The organism is Streptomyces sp. NPDC030809 (assembly GCF_055572195.1).
The window spans coordinates 539,002-562,857 of sequence record NZ_JBVIDV010000001.1; the positions used below are offsets into that span (position 1 = coordinate 539,002).

22 protein-coding genes are annotated in these 23,856 nt (G+C 73.8%); 16 read left to right on the forward strand and 6 right to left on the reverse strand.

All coding sequences use genetic code 11. From position 1 onward, the window contains the following. Positions 1 to 7 precede the first annotated feature (7 nt). From bioD to mug, 8 genes are all read left to right on the forward strand, one after another. Positions 8 to 724, forward strand: coding sequence for a dethiobiotin synthase (gene bioD, locus ACZ407_RS02285; protein WP_468124773.1), 717 nt, complete (start codon positions 8 to 10; stop codon positions 722 to 724). A 1,150-nt stretch (positions 725 to 1,874) separates the two neighbouring features. Beyond that, positions 1,875 to 2,558 carry a class I SAM-dependent methyltransferase gene (locus tag ACZ407_RS02290; RefSeq protein WP_468124775.1) on the forward strand — a complete coding sequence of 228 codons (684 nt, stop codon included), beginning with the start codon at positions 1,875 to 1,877 and terminating at the stop codon, positions 2,556 to 2,558. Between the two features lie 153 nt (positions 2,559 to 2,711). After that, positions 2,712 to 3,137 (forward strand): GNAT family N-acetyltransferase, encoded by a 426-nt coding sequence (locus ACZ407_RS02295; RefSeq protein WP_468124777.1) that lies wholly within the window; start codon positions 2,712 to 2,714, stop codon positions 3,135 to 3,137. A gap of 164 nt (positions 3,138 to 3,301) precedes the next feature. Beyond that, entirely contained in the window at positions 3,302 to 4,654 is a 1,353-nt protein-coding gene (locus ACZ407_RS02300) for a hemolysin family protein (RefSeq protein WP_468124779.1), read from the forward strand. Beyond that, entirely contained in the window at positions 4,651 to 5,670 is a 1,020-nt protein-coding gene (locus tag ACZ407_RS02305; RefSeq protein WP_468124780.1) for a hemolysin family protein, read from the forward strand. Before ACZ407_RS02300 ends, ACZ407_RS02305 begins: the two co-directional genes overlap by 4 nt. Positions 5,671 to 5,745: 75 nt before the next feature. Then, the gene (locus ACZ407_RS02310; RefSeq protein WP_468124782.1) at positions 5,746 to 6,525 is read left to right on the forward strand and encodes an SGNH/GDSL hydrolase family protein; all 780 of its coding nucleotides are present in this window, start codon (positions 5,746 to 5,748) and stop codon (positions 6,523 to 6,525) included. A 59-nt stretch (positions 6,526 to 6,584) separates the two neighbouring features. After that, a complete protein-coding gene (purB, locus tag ACZ407_RS02315; RefSeq protein ID WP_468124783.1) occupies positions 6,585 to 8,018 on the forward strand; it encodes an adenylosuccinate lyase in 1,434 nt (477 codons plus the stop codon). Next, positions 8,015 to 8,563 carry a G/U mismatch-specific DNA glycosylase gene (gene mug, locus ACZ407_RS02320; protein ID WP_468124915.1) on the forward strand — a complete coding sequence of 183 codons (549 nt, stop codon included), beginning with the start codon at positions 8,015 to 8,017 and terminating at the stop codon, positions 8,561 to 8,563. Before purB ends, mug begins: the two co-directional genes overlap by 4 nt. Here mug and ACZ407_RS02325 read toward each other — a convergent pair. Genes ACZ407_RS02325 through ACZ407_RS02335 form a run of 3 tightly spaced genes read right to left on the reverse strand, consistent with a single transcriptional unit; the run spans position 8,541 to position 10,707 of the window. After that, complete coding sequence (locus tag ACZ407_RS02325) at positions 8,541 to 8,978, reverse strand: hypothetical protein (RefSeq protein WP_468124785.1); 438 nt, start codon at positions 8,976 to 8,978, stop codon at positions 8,541 to 8,543. The two genes, mug and ACZ407_RS02325, sit on opposite strands and share 23 nt — an antisense overlap. Before the next feature lie 40 nt (positions 8,979 to 9,018). Next, positions 9,019 to 9,771, reverse strand: a complete 753-nt coding sequence (locus tag ACZ407_RS02330; RefSeq protein WP_468124786.1) for an ABC transporter permease — start codon at positions 9,769 to 9,771, stop codon at positions 9,019 to 9,021. A 3-nt stretch (positions 9,772 to 9,774) separates the two neighbouring features. Beyond that, entirely contained in the window at positions 9,775 to 10,707 is a 933-nt protein-coding gene (locus ACZ407_RS02335) for an ATP-binding cassette domain-containing protein (protein WP_468124788.1), read from the reverse strand. A 109-nt stretch (positions 10,708 to 10,816) separates the two neighbouring features. On the opposite strand from ACZ407_RS02335, the gene ACZ407_RS02340 reads away from it, so the two are divergent. The 3 genes from ACZ407_RS02340 to ACZ407_RS02350 all read left to right on the forward strand — a co-directional run bounded on the left by ACZ407_RS02340 (position 10,817) and on the right by ACZ407_RS02350 (position 13,888). Further along, positions 10,817 to 11,992, forward strand: coding sequence for a sensor histidine kinase (locus tag ACZ407_RS02340; RefSeq protein ID WP_468124789.1), 1,176 nt, complete (start codon positions 10,817 to 10,819; stop codon positions 11,990 to 11,992). A gap of 4 nt (positions 11,993 to 11,996) precedes the next feature. Beyond that, the gene (locus tag ACZ407_RS02345; protein WP_468124790.1) at positions 11,997 to 12,647 is read left to right on the forward strand and encodes a response regulator transcription factor; all 651 of its coding nucleotides are present in this window, start codon (positions 11,997 to 11,999) and stop codon (positions 12,645 to 12,647) included. 86 nt (positions 12,648 to 12,733) lie between these two features. After that, complete coding sequence (locus ACZ407_RS02350) at positions 12,734 to 13,888, forward strand: ROK family transcriptional regulator (RefSeq protein ID WP_468124792.1); 1,155 nt, start codon at positions 12,734 to 12,736, stop codon at positions 13,886 to 13,888. A 495-nt stretch (positions 13,889 to 14,383) separates the two neighbouring features. Here the strand turns inward: ACZ407_RS02350 and ACZ407_RS02355 are convergent, their stop codons facing one another. Beyond that, positions 14,384 to 15,145 carry a GntR family transcriptional regulator gene (locus tag ACZ407_RS02355; protein WP_468124793.1) on the reverse strand — a complete coding sequence of 254 codons (762 nt, stop codon included), beginning with the start codon at positions 15,143 to 15,145 and terminating at the stop codon, positions 14,384 to 14,386. 260 nt (positions 15,146 to 15,405) lie between these two features. After that, on the reverse strand, positions 15,406 to 16,302 hold the full coding sequence (locus ACZ407_RS02360; protein WP_468124795.1) for an RNA polymerase sigma-70 factor: 897 nt from the start codon (positions 16,300 to 16,302) through the stop codon (positions 15,406 to 15,408). Positions 16,303 to 16,422: 120 nt separating this feature from the next. Between ACZ407_RS02360 and ACZ407_RS02365 the strand changes: the two genes are divergently transcribed. The 4 genes from ACZ407_RS02365 (at position 16,423) to ACZ407_RS02380 (ending at position 22,614) form a co-directional block, all read left to right on the forward strand. Next, complete coding sequence (locus ACZ407_RS02365; protein WP_468124796.1) at positions 16,423 to 17,274, forward strand: alpha/beta fold hydrolase; 852 nt, start codon at positions 16,423 to 16,425, stop codon at positions 17,272 to 17,274. Between the two features lie 235 nt (positions 17,275 to 17,509). Continuing rightward, a complete protein-coding gene (locus ACZ407_RS02370; protein WP_468124797.1) occupies positions 17,510 to 19,144 on the forward strand; it encodes an alkaline phosphatase D family protein in 1,635 nt (544 codons plus the stop codon). A 222-nt stretch (positions 19,145 to 19,366) separates the two neighbouring features. Continuing rightward, positions 19,367 to 20,818, forward strand: coding sequence for a GNAT family N-acetyltransferase (locus ACZ407_RS02375; RefSeq protein WP_468124799.1), 1,452 nt, complete (start codon positions 19,367 to 19,369; stop codon positions 20,816 to 20,818). 104 nt (positions 20,819 to 20,922) lie between these two features. After that, complete coding sequence (locus tag ACZ407_RS02380) at positions 20,923 to 22,614, forward strand: DUF885 domain-containing protein (RefSeq protein WP_468124801.1); 1,692 nt, start codon at positions 20,923 to 20,925, stop codon at positions 22,612 to 22,614. A 186-nt stretch (positions 22,615 to 22,800) separates the two neighbouring features. Here the strand turns inward: ACZ407_RS02380 and ACZ407_RS02385 are convergent, their stop codons facing one another. Continuing rightward, entirely contained in the window at positions 22,801 to 23,313 is a 513-nt protein-coding gene (locus tag ACZ407_RS02385) for a rhodanese-like domain-containing protein (protein WP_468124803.1), read from the reverse strand. A 94-nt stretch (positions 23,314 to 23,407) separates the two neighbouring features. Here ACZ407_RS02385 and ACZ407_RS02390 point away from each other — a divergent pair, with 94 nt between their 5' ends. Then, positions 23,408 to 23,854, forward strand: a complete 447-nt coding sequence (locus ACZ407_RS02390) for an Lrp/AsnC family transcriptional regulator (RefSeq protein WP_468124805.1) — start codon at positions 23,408 to 23,410, stop codon at positions 23,852 to 23,854. The last annotated feature ends 2 nt before the right edge of the window (positions 23,855 to 23,856 follow it).

The window sequence follows — 23,856 nt, forward strand, 5'->3', positions numbered from 1 at the left end:
GGCAGCCGTGGGAATCGTGGTCGTGTCCGGTACGGGCACGGAGATCGGCAAGACCGTCGTGACCTCGGCGGTCGCGGCGGCGGCCCTGGCGGCCGGACGCTCGGTGGCGGTGCTCAAGCCCGCCCAGACCGGGGTGGCGCCGGGCGAGCACGGGGACGTGGCCGAGGTGGCCCGGCTGGCCGGCGACGCCGTGACGGGCCTCGAACTGGCCCGGTACCCGGAGCCGCTGGCCCCGGAGCGGGCCGCGGCGCGCGCCGGGATGGCCGAGGTCGGCCCGCAGGACGTGGCCGCTGCGGCCGAGAAACTGGCCGCCGAGCACGACCTCGTGCTGGTCGAGGGCGCGGGCGGGCTGCTCGTCCGCTTCGACGCGGCCGGGCACACCCTGGCCGACGCGGCGCGGCTGCTGGACGCACCGGTGCTGGTGGTGGCCCCGGCCGGACTGGGCACCCTGAACACGGCCACGCTGACCGGCGAGGCCCTGCGGGCCCGGGGGCTGACCCAGCTGGGCGTGGTCGTCGGCAGCTGGCCGGCGGAGCCGGGCCTGGCCGCCCGCTGCAACCTGGCCGACCTCCCGGTGGCCGCGCAGGCCCCCCTCCTGGGCGCCGTCCCGGCAGACGCGGGCGCCCTCCCCCCGTCCTCCTTCCGCACGCAAGCACCGCGCTGGCTGTCCCCGGAACTGGGCGGCACGTGGTCGCCGACGGAGTTCCTGGCGGCCTGGGCCTAGGGAAGGGCCCGGGCCGCGGCACCGACGGGCCCGGCCACCCAGGGGGACCGGCGGGCCGGGTGCACAGGCTGGTCCGACGGGGCCGCCGACCGGCCCTGCGGGTCCGCAGACGGAGCCGCGGTGTCTGCCCAGGGGACTTGCGGGCGGCTGACCGGACCGGCGGGTCCGCGGACCGAGCCGCGGGATCCGACCACGGGACCGACGGGAGCGCCGACGCAACCTCCGGCACGACTGGCCACACCAGCAGGCCCGCAGACCGACCCACGGAGCCTGACCACGGAAACCGGGCCCGCGGACGGAGTACGGGGTCTGCGCACGGGACCGGCCGGAGCGCCGACGCGACCTCCGGGACCACTGGCCGCACCAACAGGCCCACAGACCGACCCACGGAGCCTGACCACGGAAACCGGGCCCGCAGACGGGAAGTCCGGGGCCACTGACGGCCCTGCCAGGCCCGCAGACGGAGCCACTGGGTCTGACCACGGGACCGGCCGGAGCGCCGACACGACCTCCGGGACCACTGGCCGCACCAGCAGGCCCGCAGACCGAGCCACGGAGCATGACCACCAGACCAGCGGGAGCGCCGACGGGACCTCCGGACCGTCGGCCGGACCTGCTGCTCCCCGCTCCCGGGCACGTCGGCCCCGCCCCGGGCACCCCGGGTACGGGCGCCTGCGGCCCGGCGGAGGGCGGCTGCGGGTACGGCGACGCAGGTCCGCAGGTGAACCCGCGGGGTCTGCCCATGGGCACGGGGGCCGCGGACGGGACCTGCGGTCCACTGACCGGCCCTGCCGGGCCCGCGGACGGAGCCGCGGGGTCTGCGCACGGGACTGACGGGACCACCGGCGGGACCCGCAGGTCCACGGACGGGACCGCAGGCCCGCGGACAGGACCGCAAGGACCGCCAACGGTACGGGCAGGACCGCGGACGGGACCGGCGGGGCCGACAGAGCGGTGGGCCCCGGCGGCAGCCGGCCCCGCGGATCCGCCCGCGCCACGGTGCGGTGCGCTCCGAGGGGTGAGGGGCGGCAGCGGGGGGACACTGAAGGTACGCGTCCGTCGTTCCGTCGCGAGTCCCGCCGCTCCTGCCGCCCCGCCCGTACGGAGCGGGGCGGATCCGCGCGCGGCACCCCCTGCCAGGAGGTCGGCCATGCCCCTGCGAGCCCACGGGCCGCAGTCGTCCCGCAGCCACAGCCCCGTGCACCACCCCCTCTTCGCGCGCTTCTACGCCCGCCTGAGCGTGCAGGCGGACACCCGCGGCGGTCTCGCCGCCGTCCGGGCCGAGCTGCTCCAGGGCCTGTCCGGCCGGGTCATCGAGATCGGGGCGGGCAACGGACTCAACTTCCCGCACTACCCGGGCGCCGTTTCCGAGGTCGTCGCCATCGAGCCCGAGCCCACCCTGCGCCGCATGGCGCTCCGCGCAGCGCTCCGCTCGGAGGTGCCGGTGGACGTGGTGCCCGGCGCCGCCGAGGCGCTGCCCGTCAAGAGCGAGGCCTTCGACGCCGCCGTCTGCTCCCTCGTGCTGTGCACCGTACGGGACCTGCCGCGCTCGCTGGCCGAGCTGCGCCGGGTGCTGCGGCCCGGCGGCGAGGTGCGCTTCTTCGAACACGGCCTCGCGCCCGGCCCCGGCATGGCCGCCGTACAGCGCGGCCTGGACCGCACGGTGTGGCCGCGGCTGTTCGGCGGCTGCCACACGGCGCGCGACACCCTGGCCGCCCTGGAAGCGGCCGGATTCGACATCACCGCCCAGCGCGGACTGCGCGTGCCGGAACGCGGCCCCGCCTTCCCCAACTCGTACTGCGTCCTCGGCACGGCCCGCCGGCGCGCGGGCTGACGTACAGCCCGGACCTCCTAGGCGGAACCTCCCCGTCCGGACCTCCCTGTCCGGTCTTCCCCATCCGTCCGGGCGGCCGACCTGCGGGCCGGGGCCCGTCCGGCATGCGGAATCCGCTGGCCGCGGACGCGCCCGCGATGCTGGGATGACCGTATGAACGATCTTCGCATCAGGACCGCCCGGCCCGACGAGCTCACCGCCGTACTCGCCTTCTGGAGCGCCGCCGCCGAGGGCACGAGCATCAGCGACGACCCGGACGGGGTCGCCGGGCTGATCGGCCGCGACCCCGGGGCCCTCCTGCTGGCCGAGCGCGGCGAGGAACTCGTGGGCACGGTGATCGCCGGCTTCGACGGCTGGCGGTGCCATCTCTACCGGCTGGCGGTGCACCCCGGCCACCGGCGCCAGGGTGTGGCGACGGCGCTGCTCGCCGCGGCCGAGGAGCGCTTCGTCCGGCTCGGCGGGCGGCGGGGCGATGCGATGGTCCTCGACCGGAACGAGCGCGCCCGGCAGGCCTGGCGGGCCGCGGGCTACCACCCGGAGGAGCACTGGACGCGCTGGGTCAAGCCGCTGGCGGACTGAGGCGGGGCAGCCCGGCCCGCGCATTCACTTTGCCCGTCCTTTACCCTGTAGGGGACATCCGAACCCTGTGAAAGGTGTGAGCGTCCGCCCATGGGCGAGCCTCCCAGTACCCGACATCGCGCACGACACCTCCCCCTGGCCGATCCTGGGACGGAGGTGAACCGATGACCGAAGTCCTCCTGCTCATCGTGGCCCTGCTGCTCTGCCTCGCCTGCGGAGCCTTCGTCGCGGCCGAGTTCTCGCTGACCACCGTCGAGCGGGCGGAGCTCGAACGGGCTGCGGAGCGCGGCGAGCGGGGCGCCGAGAGCGCCCTCGCCGCCAGCCGCAACCTCACCTTCCAGCTCTCCGGGGCCCAGCTGGGCATCACCGTGACCGGCCTGGTCATCGGCATGATCGCCAAGCCCTCGATCGCCGCCCTGCTGGAGCGCCCCTTCGCGTCGATCGGGCTCTCGGCGGGCACCGCATCGACCACCGCCCTGCTCCTCGGCACCGTGCTCTCGACCGTCGTCCTGATGGTCGTCGGCGAGCTCGTGCCGAAGAACTGGGCCATCTCCTCCCCGCTGGCGGTCGCCAAGCGGGTGGCCACCCCGCAGCGGCTCTTCAGCAAGGCCTTCGGGCCCTTCATCCGGCACCTGAACAACACGGCGAACCACATGGTCCGCCGACTCGGCATGGAGCCGGCCGAGGAGCTGGCCTCCGCGCGCAGCCCGCAGGAGCTGGTGGCCCTGGCCCGGCACTCGGCCAAGGCCGGCGCCCTGGAGAAGGACACGGCCGAGCTGTTCGTGCGCACCCTGAACCTCGCCGACCTGACCGCCGAGAACGTCATGACCCCGCGGGTGCAGGTCACCGCGCTCGACGTGCAGACCACCGCCGAGGACGTCGCCAACGCGACGCTGGCCACCGGCCTGTCGCGCTTCCCCGTCTACCGGGGCAGCCTCGACACCGTGGTGGGCACCGTCCACATCAAGGACGTCCTGGCCCTGCCGGCCGAGGAGCGCCACGGCTACCCGGTCTCCAAGCTGCTGCGCGAACCGCTGCTGGTGCCCGAGTCCCTCACCGTGGACCGGCTGCTCGACCGCCTCTCCGGCCGCCGGACCATGGCCGTGGTGATCGACGAGTACGGCGGCACCGCGGGCGTGGCCACCCTGGAGGACATCGTCGAGGAGGTCGTGGGCGAGGTCCGGGACGAGCACGACCCGCACGAGACCCCCGACCTTGCCCCGGCGGGCACCGATGCCGGCGGCCGCCGACTGTACTCCGCCGACGGCGCGGCCCGCACCGACCAGCTGGAGCGGATAGGACTGCGCGTGCCCGACGGCCCGTACGAGACCCTGGCCGGGCTCATCGCGACCGAGCTCGGCCGGATTCCGGCGGTCGGGGACACGCTGGAGCTGCACGGCTGGCGGCTCGACGTGGTCGACGCCTCCGGCCGCCGCGCCGCGCGCGTGCTGCTGCACGTGCCGGTGGACGCCGAACCCGACGGCACCGACGCACCCCGGACGGAGCAGGGCCGATGACCGCGATCCAGTTGCTGATCGGCCTGGCGACCCTGGTCGTCAACGCCTTCTTCGTCGGCGCGGAGTTCGCGCTGATCTCGGTCCGGCGCAGCCAGATCGAACCGCACGCCGACCAAGGCGACCGGCGGGCCCGCAGCGTGCTGTGGGGCCTGGAGCACGTGTCGGCGCTGATGGCGGCGGCCCAGCTGGGCATCACGCTGTGCACCCTCGTGCTCGGCGTGGTCGCCGAGCCGGCCATCGCCCACCTGCTCACCCCGCTGTTCGACCTGGTCGGCGTGCCGGAGGGGGTCACCCACGCGATCTCCTTCGTCGTGGCCCTGGCGCTGGCGACGTACCTGCACATGCTGTTCGGCGAGATGGTGCCCAAGAACGTGGCCCTGTCCGAGCCGGTGCGCACCGCGCTCCTCCTCGGCCCGCCGCTGGTGGCGCTGACGCGGGCCCTGAAGCCGGTGATCTTCGCGATCAACGCCTTCGCCAACGCCCTGCTCCGGCTGCTGCGGGTGGAGGTGAAGGACGAGGTGTCCGCCACCTTCTCGGACGACGAGCTCGCCCGGATCGTGAAGGACTCCAGCGACGCCGGGCTGATCGACGGCCGGGCGAGCGAGCGCCTGCACGACGCCCTGGAGCTGGGCCGCCGGCCGGTGGCCGATGTCGTGCTGCCGGCGGAGCGGGTGGTCGTGGCCCGGGAGGGGGTCACCCCGGCGGGCCTGGAGCGGCTGTCGGCGGCCTCCGGCTACTCCCGCTTCCCGGTGGTGGACGGCCGCCGCGGCATCCTCGGCTACCTCCACGTCAAGGACACCCTGGACGCGGTGGACCGCGAGGACCCGTTCCCGCTGTCGGCCCTGCGGCCGATCGCCCAGGTACGGGCGGAGACCCCGCTCGACGACGTGCTGACCGCGATGCGGCGCAGCCGGACCCACCTGGCGGCCGTGCTGGGCCCGGACGGCGGGCTGGCGGGCCTGGTGACGATGGAGGACGTGCTGCGGGAGCTGTTCGGCAAGCCCGCCTCCACCTGAGTTGCGCGCGGTTCCCGGTCCGCCGCGACGGGGATCCGCCACGCCCGGGAACCGCGCGGTAACATCGCAGGCGCCATGGAGATGAATGCGTCGTACACCAGTCTCGTCGCGGTCGGGGACTCCTTCACCGAGGGAATGTCCGACCGGCTGCCCGACGGCTCCTACCGCGGTTGGGCCGACCTGCTGGCCGCCCGGCTCGCCGCACGGGAACCGGGGTTCCGCTACGCGAACCTCGCGGTCCGCGGGAAGCTGATCGGCCAGATCGTCGACGAGCAGGTGGACGCGGCGGCGGCCATGAAGCCCGACGTCATCACGCTGGTCGGCGGGCTGAACGACGCACTCCGGCCCAAGTGCGACATGGGCCGGGTGCGTGGCCTCCTGGAGGAGGCCGTGGAACGCCTGGCACCGGCTTGCAACCGGCTCGTGCTCATGCGCTCCCCGGGCCGCGAGGGCCCGGTGATGCAACGCTTCCGGCCGCGGATGGAGGAGCTCTTCTCCGTGGTCGACGAGCTCTCCGCGCGCCACGGCGCCCTGGTCGTGGACCTGTACGGCGCCCCCGTGCTCGGCGACCCCCGGCTCTGGGACGTGGACCGGCTGCACCTGACCGCGGAGGGTCACCGCCGGGTCTCCGAGGCCGTCTGGCAGACCCTGGGCCTGCCGGCAGAGGCGGAGTGGCAGGCCCCGCTGCCCCCGGCCCGCCCCCAGGCCTGGGCCGCACGCCGGACCAGCGACCTCCGCTTCGCCCGCGAGCACCTCCTGCCGTGGATCGGCCGGCGGCTGTCGGGCCGCTCCTCGGGGGACGGCCTCCCTGCCAAGCGGCCGGAACTGCTGCCCTATGAGACGCCGCTCTCGTAGCTAGCCACAAACAGGGGCGGGGCGCTGGCCTGCGTGAATCGACAGTAGAATCCGTACACGTGACAGCCAAGCCCCGCATCCCCAATGTCCTGGCCGGCCGCTACGCCTCCGCGGAGCTCGCCGTCCTGTGGTCCCCCGAGTACAAGGTGACGCTGGAGCGTCGGCTGTGGCTCGCCGTGCTGCGTGCGCAGAAGGACCTCGGTATCGAGGTGCCGGACGCGGCCCTCGCCGACTACGAGCGCGTCCTGGAGCAGGTCGACCTCGCCTCCATCGCCGAGCGCGAGAAGGTCACCCGCCACGACGTGAAGGCCCGCATCGTGGAGTTCAACGCCCTCGCCGGCCACGAGCACGTCCACAAGGGCATGACCTCCCGCGACCTGACCGAGAACGTCGAGCAGCTGCAGATCCGGCTCTCCCTCGAACTGGTCCGCGACCGCACGGTCGCCGTTCTCGCCCGCATCGGCAAGCTGGCCGGCGAGTACGCCGAGCTGGTCATGGCCGGCCGCTCCCACAACGTGGCCGCGCAGGCCACGACCCTGGGCAAGCGCTTCGCCACCGCCGCCGACGAGCTGCTGGTCGCCTACGGCCGCCTCGAGGACCTCCTGAACCGCTACCCGCTGCGCGGCATCAAGGGCCCGGTCGGCACCTCGCAGGACATGCTCGACCTGCTCGGCGGGGACGCCGCCAAGCTCGCCGAGCTGGAGCAGCGCATCGCCGCCCACCTCGGCTTCGCGCAGGCCTTCACCTCCGTCGGCCAGGTCTACCCCCGTTCTCTCGACTACGACGTGGTCACCGCCCTGGTGCAGCTGGCCGCGGCCCCCTCCTCGGTCGCCAAGACGATCCGCCTGATGGCCGGCCACGAGCTGGTCACCGAGGGCTTCAAGCCCGGCCAGGTCGGCTCCTCCGCGATGCCGCACAAGATGAACACCCGCTCCTGCGAGCGCGTGAACGGCCTCATGGTCATCCTGCGCGGCTACGCCTCGATGACCGGCGAGCTGGCCGGCGACCAGTGGAACGAGGGCGACGTGTCCTGCTCCGTGGTCCGCCGCGTGGCCCTGCCGGACGCCTTCTTCGCCTTCGACGGCCTACTGGAGACCTTCCTGACGGTCCTCGACGAATTCGGCGCCTTCCCCGCCGTCGTCGCCCGCGAGCTCGACCGCTACCTCCCCTTCCTCGCCACCACCAAGGTCCTCATGGGCGCGGTGCGGGCGGGCGTGGGCCGCGAGGTCGCGCACGAGGCGATCAAGGAGCACGCGGTGGCCTCTGCGCTCGCGATGCGCGAGCAGGGCGCCGAGCGCAACGAGCTGCTGGACAAGCTCGCCGCCGACGACCGCATCCCGCTCGACCGTGCCCAGCTGGACGGCCTGATGGCCGACAAGCTGTCCTTCACGGGCGCGGCCGGCGACCAGGTCGCCACCGTGGTCTCCCGCATCGAGGAGATCGCCAAGCAGCACCCGGCCGCCGCCGGGTACACGCCGGGGTCGATCCTCTGACGCCCGAGGAGCTCTCCGCCGCCCGTGACCGCGTCCTGCCGGACGTGGTCGCGGGCGGTCTCCGCGTGCTCTTCTGCGGTATCAATCCAGGCCTCCTCTCCGCCGCGACGGGCCACCACTTCGCCCGCCCCGGCAACCGCTTCTGGCCGGTACTGCACCTCTCCGGCTTCACCCCTCGCCGCCTGGCACCGGAAGAGCAGGAGGAACTCCTGTCCTACCGGCTCGGCATCACCAACGTCGTGGCCCGGGCCACGGCCCGCGCCGACGAACTCACCGCCGAGGAGTTCCGCGAGGGCGGCCGCATCCTGACGGCGAAGGTGGAGCGCCTCCGGCCGCAGTGGCTGGCCGTCGTCGGCGTCACCGCCTACCGCACGGCCTTCGGCGAACGCCGGGCCCAGATCGGTCCGCAGGAGCGGACGATCGGATCCACCCGCATCTGGGCCCTGCCCAATCCCAGCGGCCTCAACGCCCACTGGACGGCCGAGTCGATGGCGGAGGAGTACGCCCGCCTGCGCTCCGCCGCTACGGCGGATCCACGACCGTGACCGCGGTCAGCAGCACGTGGGGCTGTCCGGGTCCCCACTGACCGGCGCAGAGCACGAGCCACCGCTCCCCGGCCCGCCACAGGTGCACGTGATCGGTGACCCCGCAGATCGTGAACCAGGGCTCCGGTATCTCTTCCTCCCCCGCAGTGCACTCCCGCATCGTGGTGACGCCGAACACCTGCGGCTCTCCCCAGCGTGCCGTCAGCGCCTCCTCCAGCGCCCCGTACTCGGCGGAGACCTGCCCCGTACGCTCGGCCTCCACGGCCGGGTCCACCTGCTCGACCGGCCGGGGCTTGCCCAGCTCCGCCAGGTGGAATCCGGGGCCGCTCCACGCTTCCGGCGACCGGCCGTGACCGCCGGGAAATTCCCGTGCAAGCAGCCGTGCGATCGTGTCGAGATGCTGTGGCGTGGTCATGTCGTCAGTAAACCCTGAGGCACTGACAACTGGTCTGCCGTCAGGCGTCCCGGCGCCGAACGGCGGCCCAGCCCGCGACGAGTGCCGCCACCGCCCACAGGGCCAGCACCCCGAGCCCTGCCCAGGGCCCCAGCGCACCCGGCGGATCCTGCTGGAGCACGAGCTGCCCGGCCCGGTCCGGGAGATACCGCGCGGCGCCGCCGGCTATGTCCCCCACGACGAAGGACACGATGAGGATGAACGGTATGAGGATGCCGAGAACGGCCACCCCGCTCCTCAGCACCGCCGTCAGGCCGGCCGCGAACAGGGCCATCAGCGCCAGGTAGATCCCTCCCCCGACGGTCGCCCGCAGGGCGCCCGGATCACCGAGGCGCACGGCGTCGGATCCCATGAGGGCCTGGCCGCCCAGGAAGGACACGAACGTGGCGGCCTGACCGGCAGCCAGTGCCGCGAGACCCAGGACTGCGACCTTCGACAGGAAGAAGCGCGTGCGGTCCGGCACGGCGGTGAGGGTGGTGCGCAGCGCACCGTTGTGGAACTCCGCGGACAGGGCCGTGGTGCCGAGCACGATGGCGGCTATCTGGCCGAAGTTGAGGGCGTAGAAGGCGCCGGAGAGCCGGTCAGGACCGAGGCTGTCTGCCTCGTCGTGGCCGACGGTGGCGCTCACCAGAAGGGTGATCCCGACCGTGACCAGCGGAATGGACAGGATCGAGCCGAACGAGGCCCGGACGGACCGTATCTTGATCCACTCGGAGTGCAGGACGGGCCTGAGGGGCAGGGCGTTGGTGGGCATCGTTCAGACCTCCTGGGCAACGGACGGGGCGGCGGACGCGAACGGGGCGTGGTCGGAAGTCAGGTCGAGGTAGGCCTGTTCCAAGGAAGCCCGTTCATCGCCGAGTTCCAGCAGGGGGATGCCCTCTCGGGCGGCGAGGGCCCCCACTTCTCCGGCCCGTATGCCGTCCACGGTCCAGCCGGCGCCTTCTGCCTCCACCAGCAGTCGGCCCTCCCGGCCGAGCGCTGCGCGCAGCCGCCCTGGTTCGGTGGTGCGTATGCGGACCCGGGGGGTGCTGTGCGCGTCGATGAAGGCCTCCATGGGCATGTCGGCGAGCAGCCTGCCGCGACCGAGGACCACCAGGTGGTCGGCCACTGCCGCGGTCTCCGCCATGAGATGGCTGGAGACCAGGACCGTGCGTCCTTCCGAGGCGAGTCGCCGCATTAGCTCCCGGATCCAGATGATTCCCTCCGGGTCCAGGCCGTTGGCCGGCTCGTCCAGCATCAGGACGCCGGGGTTGCCGAGGAGCGCGGCGGCGATCCCCAGGCGCTGGCGCATCCCGAGGGAGAACGCCTTGATGCGCTTGCGGGCCACCGCGGCGATGCCCGTCTCCTCGAGGACCTGGTCGACTCGGCCGGGGGGAATCCCGTTGCTGACCGCAAGGGCCAGCAGGTGGTCGCGAGCTCTGCGGGAGCCGTGGGCGGCTTGCGGGTCGAGCAGCGCACCCGCTTCCCTCAGCGGGCGGGAGAAGCTGGTGTACGCCCTTCCGCCGATGGTGGCGCTGCCCGAACCGGGCCGGTCGAGGCCGAGGACCAGCCTCATGGTCGTGGACTTGCCGGCTCCGTTCGGGCCGAGGAAGCCGGTGACCCGGCCGGGCCGGACGGTGAACGACAGCCCGTCCACGGCGCGGGTCTTGCCGTATGCCTTGGTGAGTTCTCGGATCTCGATGTTCTTCATGGGTCCAAGGTTGGCCGTCGCCCCCGGCCCCCCTCCTCCCCCGCGCGGGGGGTTCGTCTCCCCCGTGCGGGGGAGACGTGGCCGGCCGGGGCGCTGGCACGATGTCGGCATGTCCAGATTCCTTCGTGCACCGGTGCAGCCGGTCACCTACGCACGCTGGTTCCACCTGTTCGTGCCCACCCTGTTCTACGCCGTGTGGATGTTCGTGTTCCCCCGGTACCCCCTGCTGCCCGCCCTCCTGATAGCCCCGCTCGGACTGCTGCCGTGGGTACGCCTGGCCGAGGGCCTCCAGGCCCGGTACCTGCTGATCGCCCACGGGACGACCGGGCAGGACGCCATATCCGCTGCCTCGGCAGGCAGTTGGGCGGACCGGTGGCGGACGGTGCTGTGGCTGGAGATACGGATCCTGCTGGGTGCCGCGACCATGTTCGCCACCGTGTGGCTGCCCGCGCTCACGGTGGAGCTGGTGGGTGTGGCCGTCGGGCATCCGGTGGGTGACGTGGATCTGGTGCCGGCAGGGCTGCCGCGGTGGGCCGCGGCCGTGCTGTCACCGGTTCCGCTGGTGCTCCTGCTCGTGCTGGTCGTCCTGCTCGGGGAGGTGGTGACCGGGATCGCCCGCCGGCTGCTCGGGCCTTCGGCCGCGGAGCGGCTGACCCGGCTCGAAGAGCGCACCGCACAGCTTCTGGAGCGGACGCGCATCGCGCGGGAGCTGCACGATTCCATCGGACATGCCCTGACCGTGGCGGTGGTCCAGGCGGGTGCGGCCCGCGCTGCGGGCGATCCGGAGTTCACCGAGCGGGCGCTGGGGGCGATCGAGGAGACGGGCCGGGCGGCGCTGGAAGATCTGGAGCGGGTGCTGCGGGTGCTGCGGGAGTCCGGGCAGCGGCCTTCGAAGGGCCCCACCTTGGCGGAGGCCGACCGGCTGCTCGAGTCGGCCCGCGGGTCGGGGGTCGAGGTGGATGCCGAACTGTCCGGCCGTATGGACCGGTTGCCCGATCCGGTGAGCAGAGAGGGTTACCGGATCTTGCAGGAAGCCCTGACGAACGTGCTGCGGCACTGCGGTCCGGTACCGGTGCGGGTGAGGGTCGATGTGAGCCTGGATGAACTGGAGTTGGAGGTGAGCAATCCGCTTCCGGATGACAAACCGATGTGGCTGAAGGGAGGAGGCAGAGGGCTGCGGGGCATACGGGAGCGGGCCGCGCTGCTCGGCGGGGAGGCGCAGACCGGTCCGCGTGCCGGCGAGTGGCGGGTGTCCGCCCGGCTTCCGCTGGAGCGCATAGGCTGACCGAATGGCGGTCACCGTACTCCTCGTCGACGACGAGCCCCTCGTGCGCGCGGGACTGCGCGCAGTACTCGAAGCGCAGCCCGACATCGAGGTGGTGGGCGAGGCCGCGGACGGAGCGGCGGTCGTGCCGCTGGTGCGGCAGCTGCGGCCGGACGTGGTGGCCATGGACGTGCGGATGCCGCTCCTGGACGGGATCGAGGCCACCCGGGCGGTGCTGCGGACAGTGGACTCGCCGCCGAAGATCCTGGTCGTGACCACCTTCGAGAACGACGAGTACGTCTACCAGGCCCTGCGGGCGGGGGCCGACGGATTCCTGCTGAAGCGGGCCCGGCCGGCGGAGATCGTGCACGCGGTGCGACTGGTGGCCGAGGGGGAGACGCTGCTGTTCCCGGCCGCGGTCCGGGCGCTGGCAGCGGAGTACGGAAACAAGGCGGCCCGGCAGGCGCTGGAGCGGGCGGCCCTCACGGAACGGGAGGAGGCGGTGCTGAGGCTGATGGCGCGCGGATTGTCGAATGCGGAGATCGCCTCGGAGATGTACGTGGGGACGGAGACGGTCAAGAGCCACGTCAGCGCGGTGCTGGCGAAGCTGGGGGCCCGGGACCGCACGCAGGCGGTGATCGCGGCGTACGAGTCGGGGTTCGTGGCTCCCGCCTGAGCCCGGGGCACCCCCTGCTCCTCGCCGCAGGTCCGGTGGCGCAGTACCATCCGGGCTGACAGGTGCACGAGCTGGGAGGACACACGTTGGGGCAGCTGACCGGCGGGGATCCCTCTCTGCTCCGGCGGATCAATTCCGCCGTGGTGCTGCGCGCGCTGCGCGCGGCCGGATCGCCGACACTGACCGACCTGACCCGGGTGACCGGCCTGTCCCGGCCGACCGTCGAAGGGGTGGTCGAGGGGCTCATGGCCACCGGCCTGGTGGTCGAGGCCGTTGCCGAGGAGGGCGCCCGCAGGCAGGGGAGGCCCGCGCGGAGGTTCCGCTTCCGTACCGAGGCCGGCCATCTGCTGGGGATCGAGATCGGCTCGCACCGGGTGGCGGCCCTGCTGTCCGGGCTGGACGGCCGGGTGATCGGCGCCGGCACCAAGGAGGTCGCCGAGACCGCCTCCAGCGATGAGCGGCTGGAGAAGGTCAGGGCGACCGTGGCCGATCTGCTGCGGCGGGCCGGCGTACCGCGGGATTCCCTGCGAGCCGTGGGTGTCGGCAGTCCCGGGATCGTCGAGGCGGACGGCACGGTGCGGCTCGGCACGGCCCTGCCGGGCTGGACCGGACTGCCGCTGGGCGAGCGGCTGCGCCGCTCGTTCCGGTGCCCGGTGCACGTGGAGAACGACGCGAACGCGGCGGCCGTCGCCGAGCACTGGAAGGGTGCGGCGCAGGACACCGACGACGTGGTGTTCGTCATGGCCGGGCTCAGCCCGGGGGCCGGTTCGCTGATCGGCGGGCGGCTGCACCGGGGCTTCGGCGGAGCAGCCGGGGAGATCGGCGCCCTGCACCTGCTCGGGCGGGGCGCGACTCCGGAGCGGCTGCTGTCGACCACCGGCGAGCCGCTGCACCCGCTCGACGAGCAGGCCGTGGCGAAGGTCTTCGCGGAGGCCCGGCGCGGGGACGTGCGGGCGGTGGCGGCGGTGGAGCGGTTCATCCAGCGCCTGGTGCACGACGTCGCGGCGCTGGTGCTGGCCATCGACCCGGAGCTGGTCGTGGTCGGCGGCTGGGCGGCCGGGCTGGACGGCGTACTGGAACCGCTCCGTCAGGAGCTGGCGCGTTACTGCCTGCGGCCGCCGAGGGTGGCCCTGTCGCTGCTCGGCGAGGCCGCCGTGGCCACGGGGGCGCTGCGGCTGGCGCTGGACCACGTGGAGGAAGAGCTGTTCGCCGTCGAGAAGACGGTGACGGCCCGCCGCTGAGACGCGGCCCCCAACCCGCCTCGGGCCCGACGCACCTCGCCGCCCGACCCCCACGTGCCTCAGGCCAGACGCGCCTCACCACCTGGCGCCCACATGCCTCAGGCCGGACGCGCCTCACCATCCGGCCCGCCCCCGTCCGGACGCGTCTCGCCACCCGGCGCCCGCCCGCCCCGGGTCAACGCGCGCCGCCGCCCGCGGGGTCAAGAGCCCACGGGGGGGCAGGAGCCCCCACGGAGGCCGGAGGCCGGAGCCCGGAGACCTGGCGGTCAAGAGCCCCGGGGACGGGAGGCCCAGGCGCCTCGGCCCGGCGGCCCGGGGTTGAAGAGCCCCGGGGGCCAGGAGGCCTGGGAGTCAGGAGGCCTGCGGGTCAGGAGCCCCGGGGGCCAGGAGGCCTGGGGGTCCAGAGCCCGGGGCATCGGGAGGCGCCGGGGCATCGGGAGGCGCCGGGGCCCGGAGGCCTCGGGGCAAGGGCCTCGGGCGTCAGGAGGCCAGGGGTCAGGAGGCCTGGGGGTGGGGGTTTTCTTCTATTTCGACGGTGCCTGAGGCGCCGAAGGTGAGGCGGCAGGTGTCGGCGCGGTAGGTGGCGACCGAGACGGCGGCGGTGCCCGTGGCGGTGAAGTAGCGGGTGGTGACCACCAGGACGGGGGCGCCGGGGAGGCGGTCCAGTTCCTTGGCGTCGTCCGCGCGGGCCGAGCCGAGTTCCACGGCGCGGTCCTGGCCGAGCAGTTCCAGGCGCTGGAGCTCGCGGAGCACGGCGCGGGCGCGGGCCGGTCCCGAGGGGGCGTCGATCCCGGAGAGGCCGATGACCGAGCCGGCCGGGATGTACAGCAGCTCGGCGGCCACCGGCTGGCCCTCGGTGACGCGGGTGCGGCGTACGGTGTGCACGGTTTCCGAGGTGGCCACGCCGAGGAGGCGGGCGACGGCCGCGGACGGCCGCGTCTCGGCGGCGTCCACCGGCTGCCAGCCGTCCCCGGCCTCGCCGGGCCAGCTGCGCCGGGCGCCGCCGACGTCCACGCCGACCCGCGGCGGGGCGACGGTGGTGCCGACACCGCGGCGGCGCTGCAGCCGGCCTTCCAGCTCCAGCTGCTCCAGGGCCTGCCGGAGGGTGGCGCGGGCGACGCCGAAACGGGCGGCGAGCTCACGCTCGTTGGGAAGGACCTCGCCCACGGCGAAGTCCTGGTCGAGCGCCTCGCTGAGCACGGTCTTCAGGTGCCAGTACTTCGGCTCCGGTACCGATTCGAGCTGCGTGGTCCCCACCCTGACTCCTCCTGCAGACGCCGCGTCGCCGCGGCAGTTCCGCGCCCTTATTTATTAAAGGTTCCTGCACTATCCCTGCGACCATAGGGCGGGACACCCCCTTGGTCAAGACCAATCCTCGTACCTTCGGGGGCCGCCCCGGACGTACGTATCAGGCCGTTCACAGGATGTTCTTGCGGAGTGCAAAGGCGCAGAAATGCGGAGTGCCCCGCGTCACACGGACACGGGGCACCAGCTGGTTACACGAGCACATGAAGCCGTCAAACGGCGATCAAGGCCAGCTTGTCCGGATTTCGCAGGATGTACACACTCTGGATACGGCCGTCCCGGATTTCGATCTGGACCACCGTGTCGGGCTTGCCGGCGGAGAGCACGACGACGGCCGGAGCGCCGTTGAGCTCCATGAAACGGTAGGACAGGTCGGGCAGCGGCTTCTGCGCGATCCCGAACAGGAAGCGGCCGACCTTGTCGGCGCTCTCGATGATCCGCTTCGGCGCGCGGGACTTGCCGCCGCTGTCCGCGACGAGGCACGCGTCCGGGGCGAGGAGTTCCATCAGTCCCGCCAGGTCCCCGCCGCCGGCCGCCGCGAGGAAGCCCTCCGTCAGCTGCTGCCGCTGCACGGGGTCCACGTCGTACCTGGGCTTGCGGGCGTCCACGTGCTTGCGGGCGCGGGCTCCGAGCTGACGGACGGCCGGCTCGGCACGGTCGAGGGTGGCGGCGATCTCCGCGTACGAGAAGCCGAAGGCCTCGCGGAGCACGAAGACGGCCCGCTCCAGCGGGGAGAGCGATTCGAGCACGACGAGCACCGCGAGGGAGACCGACTCGGCCAGGACCGCGCGCTCGGCCCCGTCCGCCGCCCCCGGCGAGGCGAAGTCGGTGGCCAGCGGCTCGGGCAGCCAGGGGCCGACGTACGACTCGCGCCGGGACTGGAGGTGCCGCAGGCGGTCGATCGCGAGCCGGGTGGTGGTCCGGACGAGGTACGCGCGGACCTCGCGCACCTCGGCGCGGTCGGTGCCGGTCCAGCGGAACCAGGCTTCCTGTACGACGTCCTCGGCGTCGGCGAGGCTGCCGAGCATGCGGTAGGCCACGCCGGTGAGCAGGGAGCGGTGCTTCTCGAACTCGTCCGCGGCGAGGTCGGTATCGGTGTCAACTGCCATCAGCCCATCCTGCCCCTTGAAGTCCAACCTACCCAGCGGTAATGATTGCTGACGGTACGTCTCACAGGCCCGGCGGCCCAGTCCCGCCGGCCCGACCGCCCCGCGCCGAGGAGCAGCCGTATGACCGCCACCGCCACGGTCTCGTTCGCCGTCGACTCCGCAACGGGGTCGCAGAAGACCACGGTCGCCTACGAGCGGCGCGGCTCCGGCGAACCCCTCCTGCTGCTGCACGGCATCGGCCACCACCTCCAGGCCTGGGAGCCGGTGCTCGACATCCTCGCCGCGGAGTACGAGGTGGTGGCCGTGGACCTGCCGGGCTTCGGCGCGTCCGCGCCGCTGCCCGACGGGGTGCCGTACGACCTGGACACGGTGGCCCCCGCGCTGGGCGCGCTGTGCGCGGCGCTGGGCCTGGACCGCCCGCACGTGGCGGGCAACTCCCTGGGCGGGCTGCTCGCGCTCGAGATGGCCCGCCGCGGGCTGGTGCGTTCGGTGACGGCGCTCGCCCCGGCCGGGTTCTGGAGCGAAGGCGAACGCCTGTACGCCTTCCTCGCCCTGGTCGCGCTGCGCGCCGGGGCCCTCGCCCTGCCGCGGCCCGCGATGGAACTGCTGTCCCGCAGCAGCGCCGGCCGGGCTGCCCTCACGGGCGCCATCTACGCCCGCCCCGGCCGCCGGGCCCCGGAGGCCGTGGTCGCCGAGACGCTGGCCCTGCGCGGGGCGACCGGGTTCGCGCCGACCCTGGCGGCGGGCCGGTCGGTGCGGTTCACGGAGGACGTTCCCGGACTGCCGGTGACCATCGCCTGGGGCAGCCGGGACCGGCTGCTGCTGCGCCGTCAGGGGGTCCGGGCCAAGCACACGCTGCCCGGCGCCCGGCTGGTGCGGCTGCCGGGCTGCGGACACGTGCCGATGAACGACGACCCGGCGCTGGTGTCCCGGGTGATCGCGGACACGGCCCGGACTGCGGACGCCGGCTGACGGACACCCGGATCGCCGGCCGGTCGCTCCCCCTGGCCGGTCGACCACCTCGGCGGCCGGTGCCCGTGGGCGGCCGTGCACGTCACGCAGCCGGCCCACCGGGCGGTCGGCCCACCGGGCGCCCACCCCCGCCCCGCCCCCGTCCGGCTGCTGTTCACCCACGCTTCCCCCGGGCTTCGCCGGCTCCCGCTCCCCCGGCGCGAGACTGGGCGCACCCGTCCCAGGAGGCGCCCCGATGCCGCAGCCCGATCCCCTCGTCGCCCCCGGTCCCGCACGCCGCTCGCTGCTGCGCGGCTCGCTGGCCGCTCCTGCCGCACTGGCCCTGCCCGCGGCCGGGAGCGCTCTGGCCGCCGCCGCTCCGGCGCTCGCGCTCGGCGGCCGCCCGCAGGCCCTCTGGGGCACCCAGACCGGGGCCGTGACCGCCCGTTCCGCGCTGGTGTGGGTACGGGCGGACCGCCCGGCCCGGATGATGGTCGAGACGGCACCCACCGAAACGTTCCGGCACGGGGTGCGCCGCTGGACCGGCCCCCTGCTGGGACCCGGTACGGACTTCACCGGCACCACGGCCCTGCACGGCCTGCCGCCCGGCCGGCAGGTCCACTACCGGGTGCTCCTCGCCGACCCCGACGACCCGCGCCGCACCGGCGAGCCGGTGTACGGGACCTTCCGGACCGTTCCCGAACGGCGGCGCTCCGGGGTCCGGTTCCTCTGGTCCGGGGACCTGGCCGGGCAGGGCTGGGGCATCAACCCCGAGCTGGGCGGCTACCGGGTGTTCGAGGAGATGCGCCGCCTCGACCCGGACTTCTTCCTCTTCAGCGGGGACACGGTGTACGCCGACGGCCCGATCCAGCCCTCGGTGGCCCTGCGGGACGGCCGGACCTGGCGCAACGTGACCACCGAGGAGAAGGCGAAGGTGGCCGAGACCTTGGACGAGTTCCGGGGCGCCTTCCGCTACAACCTGCTGGACGGGAACCTCCGCTCCTTCTACGCGCAGGTGCCGGTCGTCGCCCAGTGGGACGACCACGAGGTGCGCAACAACTGGTACCCGGGGCAGCTCCTCGACGACCCGCGCTACACCGTCAAGGACGTGGACCTGCTCGCGGCCCGGGCCCGGCGGGCGTTCGGCGAGTACTTCGCGGCCCCGCCCGCGCCGGGAGGGCCGTACGGCACCGCGGGCGGTCCCGGCTCCGGTGCGGACGGCGGCCGGATGTACCGGGTGGTGCGGCACGGGCCACTGCTCGACGTGTTCGTGCTCGACATGCGGACCCATCGCAACGCCAACTCCCCCGGGCGGCAGACGGAGGATCCGGTCGGGATCCTCGGGGCCGCGCAACTGGCCTGGCTGAAGCGGGAGCTGGCGCGTTCCCGGGCGGTCTGGAAGGTGATCGCCGCCGACATGCCGCTGGGGATCGTCGTACCGGACGGGGCCGTGGACTTCGAGGCGGTCGCCCAGGGGGATCCGGGGGCGCCGCTCGGCCGCGAGCTCCAGATCGCGGATCTGCTGCGGTTCGTCAAGCACCGCCGGATCACGGGCACGGTGTGGCTGACCGCCGACGTGCACTACACCTCCGCCCAGCACTACGCCCCCGAGCGGGCCGCGTTCTCGGACTTCGCACCCTTCTGGGAGTTCGTGTCCGGACCCATCGGCGCAGGGGGCTTCCCCGCCGGCCGGTTGGACGCCACCTTCGGTCCGGAGCGGGTGTTCGTGGAGTCCGCCCCGCTGGCGAACATGTCCCCGGCCGAAAACCCGCCGTACTACGGTGAGGTGGACATCGACGGGGACAGCGGCGAGCTGACCGTGCGGCTGCGCAGGGAGGGCGGGGCGGTGCTCTTCACGCGGGTCCTGGAGCCGGGGCGGGTCGGGCAGTAGCCTCGCCGGGGGACGTACGCGGGGGCGGGGCGGGCAGTGGCCGGACCGGGGGACGTACGCGGGCGGCAGGCGGCCCGAGGGCTGTCCGGGGGCGGTCCGGGGCGGGATCGCAGCCTGCGGAAACCTGCCGGAAAACTGGACGAAACCGGCCAGATCGACACTTAACCAGTCGGTCACAGTGCGTTCGTGATCACGCAACACCACTTGCCGAGAGTGGGGTGCATGACTGACCGTACCCCTGCCGCCGCCCCTGCCGCATCCGCATCCGCCGCCGCGCACCACCACCGGCGCCACCACTGGCGCCGCGACCTCGTCGAGCTCGCCGCGCTCTTCGTCGCCGTGGCCGTGGCCGACGCACTCGCGAACACGGTCGCGCACGGCCCCGACGGTCCCGTCCTGCTCGTGGCCTCGGCGGTGGCCCTGCTGGTCGCCGCCGCGTTCCACACCTGGTGGGCCCGCCGCCACAGCCACGCCCCGCCGCCCGAGGAGCCGGCAGGCGGCGCCGCTCCGGCAGCCGGCGCCGAGGCCCGTACCGAAGTGGAGGCCGGGGCCCCGGCCTCCGGGCACCCGGCGGCCGCCACCGCCCTCTGGCGGATGCGCACCACCGTGAAGGACCAGCCGGGCAGCCTGGCCGCCCTGTGCACGGCGCTCGCCGCCCGCCGGGTGGACATCCTGACCCTCCAGACGCACCCGCTGGCCGACGGCACGGTGGACGAGTTCCTGCTGCGCGCGCCCCAGGGGCTGCCGGCCGCCGAGCTGTCCCGGGTCGTCGCCCGGGCCGGGGGCCGCAGCACCTGGATCGAGCGGGCCGATGCGCACGACCTGGTGGACGCCCCCACCCGGATCCTGGGCCTGGCCACCCGCACCGCGCTCGACGCCGCGGAGCTCCCGCTCGCACTGCGGCAGCTGCTCGGCCGCTGCACCATCCACTCGATCCCGGCCACCACCCTGTCCGGTCGGCCGTCCGGCGTGTTCGCGCCCGTCGAGGGGGTCCTCGAAACGACGGTGATGCGGCTGCGCGACCCGGCCGGCGGGGTCATCACCGTCGAGCGCCCGTACCTCCCCTTCACCCCCACCGAGTTCGCCCGGGCCCGCGCCCTGGTGGAGCTGGACGCGCGGCTCGGTCCGCGGGTGCCGCGCAGCCGGGACGTGCTGACCCTGCCCGAGGGCAACGAGATCACGGTGGGGCGCGCGGACGCGGCGGACCTCGCGGCCGCCCGCGCCATGCACGACCGCTGCTCCGAGCGCACCCTCGGGCTGCGCTACCACGGCCCGGTCGCGGACGCCGACCGCTACCTCGCGCACCTGCTCAGCCCGCGCTTCGGCCGCACCCTCGCGGTCCGGACCGCCTCGGGCCGCCTGGTCGCACTCGGGCACCTGCTGTGGGACGGCGACGAGACCGAGGTGGCCCTGCTCATCGAGGACGAGTGGCAGCGCCGGGGCATCGGCTCCGAGCTCCTGCGCCGGCTGGTCGCGCTCGCGGTCGAGGCCGGCTGCGACAGCGTCTACGCGGTGACCCAGTCCTCCAACACCGGGATGGTGGCGGCCATGCGCGGGCTGGGACTGCCCCTCGACTACCAGATCGAGGAGGGCACGCTGGTGATCACGGCGCGGCTCGCCGCCGCGCCCGTACGCTCCCGGTCCGGCGCCGGACCGGCCGCGCACGTGCCGTAGACCCTGGGCCGGGGAGTGCCCCCGACGGGGGAACGGGCCGTACGTCAGGTGGCTGAGTCGAAACGGTAGTGACGCGGGGGACGTCTTCGTACGAAGATGTCCCCATGTCAGACACCCTTTCCGGCAGCCAGCTGCCCCGCCAGGTCGCCGACGCGTACGTGGACGACCTGATCGCGCTCGACCCCATCACCGGCACCTACCTCGGTGTCGCGGAGAGCTCCTCGAAGCTCCCCGACTACTCCCCGGCCGGCCGGGAGGCCCTGGCCCGGCTGGCGCGGACCACCCTGGAGAAGCTGACCGCCGCCGAGCAGCTGCCGGGCGCCGACAGCGAGGCCGAGCGCCGCTGCGGCCGGCTGCTGCGCGAGCGGCTGACGGCCGAACTCGCGGTCCACGAGGCCGACGAGGACCTCCGCGCCGTCAGCAACATCCACTCCCCCGCGCACTCGGTGCGCGAGGTGTTCACCCTCACGCCCGCCGAGACCGAGGAGGACTGGGCGGCGATCGCGGAGCGCCTGCGCGCCGTGCCGGCGGCCTTCGAGGGCTACCGCTCCTGCCTGGAACTCGGCCTGGAGCGCGAGCTGTACGGGGCCCCGCGGCCGACGGCCACCTTCATCGGCCAGCTGACCGCCTGGGCGGGCGAGGCCGAGGACCCGGCCTTCTTCGAGGAGTTCGCGGCGGCCGGACCGGAGGTCCTGCGCGCCGAGCTGGCGGAGGCCGCCGCCGGTGCCACCGCCTCCGTCGTGGCCCTGCGCGACTGGATGCGCGACGTGTACGCGCCCGCCGTCGAGGGCCGTCCGGACACCGTGGGCCGCGAGCGGTACGCCCGCTGGTCGCGCTACTTCAACGGCACCGACCTGGACCTGGACGAGGCGTACGCGTACGGCTGGTCCGAGTACCACCGGCTGCTCGCCGAGATGAAGACCGAGGCGGCGAAGATCCTGCCGGGGGCGGGCCCGTGGGAGGCGCTGAAGCACCTCGACGAGCACGGCACCCACATCGAGGGCGTGGACGAGGTCCGGGACTGGCTCCAGGGCCTGATGGACGAGGCCATCGAGGCGCTCGACGGCACGCACTTCGAGCTCGCCGAGCGGGTGCGCCGGGTGGAGTCGTGCATCGCCCCGCCCGGTGGCGCGGCGGCGCCGTACTACACCAACCCCTCGGAGGACTTCTCCCGGCCGGGCCGGACCTGGCTGCCGACCATGGGCGCGACCCGGTTCCCGGTGTACGACCTGGTGTCGACCTGGTACCACGAGGGCGTGCCGGGCCACCACCTGCAGCTCGCGCAGTGGACGCACGTGGCCGACCGGCTGTCCCGCTACCAGGCGACGGTGGGCCTCGTCAGCGCGAACGCCGAGGGCTGGGCCCTGTACGCGGAGCGGCTCATGGACGAGCTGGGCTACCTCAAGGACGCCGAGCAGCGGATCGGCTACCTGGACTGCCAGATGATGCGCGCCTGCCGGGTGATCGTGGACATCGGCATGCACCTGGAGCTGGAGATCCCGGCGGACTCGCCGTTCCGGCCGGGCGAGCGCTGGACCCCGGACCTCGCGCAGGAGTTCTTCGGCCTGCACAGCGGCCGGCCGGGGGACTTCGTGGAGAGCGAGCTGACCCGCTACCTGTCGATGCCGGGCCAGGCCATCGGCTACAAGCTGGGCGAGCGGGCCTGGCTGCTGGGCCGCGACAACGCGCGGGCCGCGCACGGCGAGGACTTCGACCTCAAGGCCTGGCACATGGCGGCCCTTTCGCAGGGCTCGCTGGGTCTGGACGACCTGGTGGACGAGCTGTCCAAGCTCTGATCCGGGTCTCGTCGGACCGGTGAACGGCCGGTGGGCCGGCCGCCTTCGTGAAGGCGGCCGGCCCACCGGCCTTTTCGCGGGCCCTGCACGGGCGTTCACGGCGCTGCCGCGCTCGGCCGCGCTGTGCGCCGCGCTTGGCCGCGCTTTCGCGTCCTTCTCGCAGCCGCGTCGCGCGTTCTCGCGGCCTCAGCAGCCGCAGTCGTCCGAGTCGGTGGGCGCGGTCAGCGGGTCGGCCTCGGTGCGCTGCTGCGGGCCCTGCCAGGTCTCGACCTCGAAGCCCTCGCGGATCCAGTACTCGATCCCGCCGAGCATCTCCTTGACCTGGAAGCCGAGTTCGGCGAGGGCGAGCGCGGAGCGGGTGCCGCCGTTGCAGCCCGGGCCCCAGCAGTAGGTCACGACCGGGACGTTCTTGTCGAGGAGCTTCTCCGCCTGCTCCGGGATGAGGGCGGTGGGCAGGTGGATCGCGCCGGGCACGTGCGCCTGGTCCCAGGACGGGGTGGAGCGGGAGTCGATCAGGACGAAGCCCAGTTCGGCGCCCTGCTCGCGGTGCGCCTTGAAGGCGGCGGCGACATCCGACACGTCCGCGTGGAAGGCCAGGCTGGCCGCGAAGTAGGCGGCGGCCGCGGCCGGGGCGGCCGGCGGGACCCGCAGCACGGGGTTGACGGGGGCGGGGGCGGTGGTGTTCTGCGTCGTCGTCATGCCAAGAAATCTACGATCGGTTGATCATCCGGGGAAGTGAGTTTCCCCGGCCTTTTCCTTGATCGGCCGTGGATTCCACTGGTATCCATGGAGGATGACCGGTTATTCCCCCGACGCCACCGACTGGCGCATCCTCGAAGCCCTCCAGCACGACGGACGGGCCAGCTTCGCCGAACTCGCCCGCGCCGTCTCCATGTCGGCGAGCGCCGTCACCGAGCGGGTCCGCCGCCTCGAAGAGGCCGGGATCATCACGGGATACACGGCGGTGGTCGACCACGAGAAGCTGGGCAAGGCGATCCTCGCGCTGGTCCGGCTGCGCTATCCGCACGGCAACTACAAACCGTTCCACGACCTGCTGGAGGTCGCCACGGAGATCCTGGAGGCGCACCACGTCACGGGGGACGACTGCTTCGTGCTGAAGGTGGCGGCCCGGTCCATGGCGCACCTGGAGGAGATCACCGGCAGGATCGCTGCCCTGGGCCCCGTCACCACCAGCATCGTCTATTCCTCGCCGCTGGCGCGACGCCCGCTCAGTCCGTGAGA

Coding starts and splice junctions, on each gene's coding strand:
- ACZ407_RS02290 (WP_468124775.1), top strand. CDS start 1,875: ATGCCCCTGCGAGCCCACGGGCCGCAGTCGTCCCGCAGCCACAGCCCC.
- ACZ407_RS02295 (WP_468124777.1), top strand. CDS start 2,712: ATGAACGATCTTCGCATCAGGACCGCCCGGCCCGACGAGCTCACCGCC.
- ACZ407_RS02300 (WP_468124779.1), top strand. CDS start 3,302: ATGACCGAAGTCCTCCTGCTCATCGTGGCCCTGCTGCTCTGCCTCGCC.
- ACZ407_RS02305 (WP_468124780.1), top strand. CDS start 4,651: ATGACCGCGATCCAGTTGCTGATCGGCCTGGCGACCCTGGTCGTCAAC.
- ACZ407_RS02310 (WP_468124782.1), top strand. CDS start 5,746: ATGGAGATGAATGCGTCGTACACCAGTCTCGTCGCGGTCGGGGACTCC.
- ACZ407_RS02325 (WP_468124785.1), bottom strand. CDS start 8,978: ATGACCACGCCACAGCATCTCGACACGATCGCACGGCTGCTTGCACGG.
- ACZ407_RS02330 (WP_468124786.1), bottom strand. CDS start 9,771: ATGCCCACCAACGCCCTGCCCCTCAGGCCCGTCCTGCACTCCGAGTGG.
- ACZ407_RS02335 (WP_468124788.1), bottom strand. CDS start 10,707: ATGAAGAACATCGAGATCCGAGAACTCACCAAGGCATACGGCAAGACC.
- ACZ407_RS02340 (WP_468124789.1), top strand. CDS start 10,817: ATGTCCAGATTCCTTCGTGCACCGGTGCAGCCGGTCACCTACGCACGC.
- ACZ407_RS02345 (WP_468124790.1), top strand. CDS start 11,997: ATGGCGGTCACCGTACTCCTCGTCGACGACGAGCCCCTCGTGCGCGCG.
- ACZ407_RS02360 (WP_468124795.1), bottom strand. CDS start 16,302: ATGGCAGTTGACACCGATACCGACCTCGCCGCGGACGAGTTCGAGAAG.
- ACZ407_RS02365 (WP_468124796.1), top strand. CDS start 16,423: ATGACCGCCACCGCCACGGTCTCGTTCGCCGTCGACTCCGCAACGGGG.
- ACZ407_RS02370 (WP_468124797.1), top strand. CDS start 17,510: ATGCCGCAGCCCGATCCCCTCGTCGCCCCCGGTCCCGCACGCCGCTCG.
- ACZ407_RS02375 (WP_468124799.1), top strand. CDS start 19,367: ATGACTGACCGTACCCCTGCCGCCGCCCCTGCCGCATCCGCATCCGCC.
- ACZ407_RS02380 (WP_468124801.1), top strand. CDS start 20,923: ATGTCAGACACCCTTTCCGGCAGCCAGCTGCCCCGCCAGGTCGCCGAC.
- ACZ407_RS02385 (WP_468124803.1), bottom strand. CDS start 23,313: ATGACGACGACGCAGAACACCACCGCCCCCGCCCCCGTCAACCCCGTG.
- ACZ407_RS02390 (WP_468124805.1), top strand. CDS start 23,408: ATGACCGGTTATTCCCCCGACGCCACCGACTGGCGCATCCTCGAAGCC.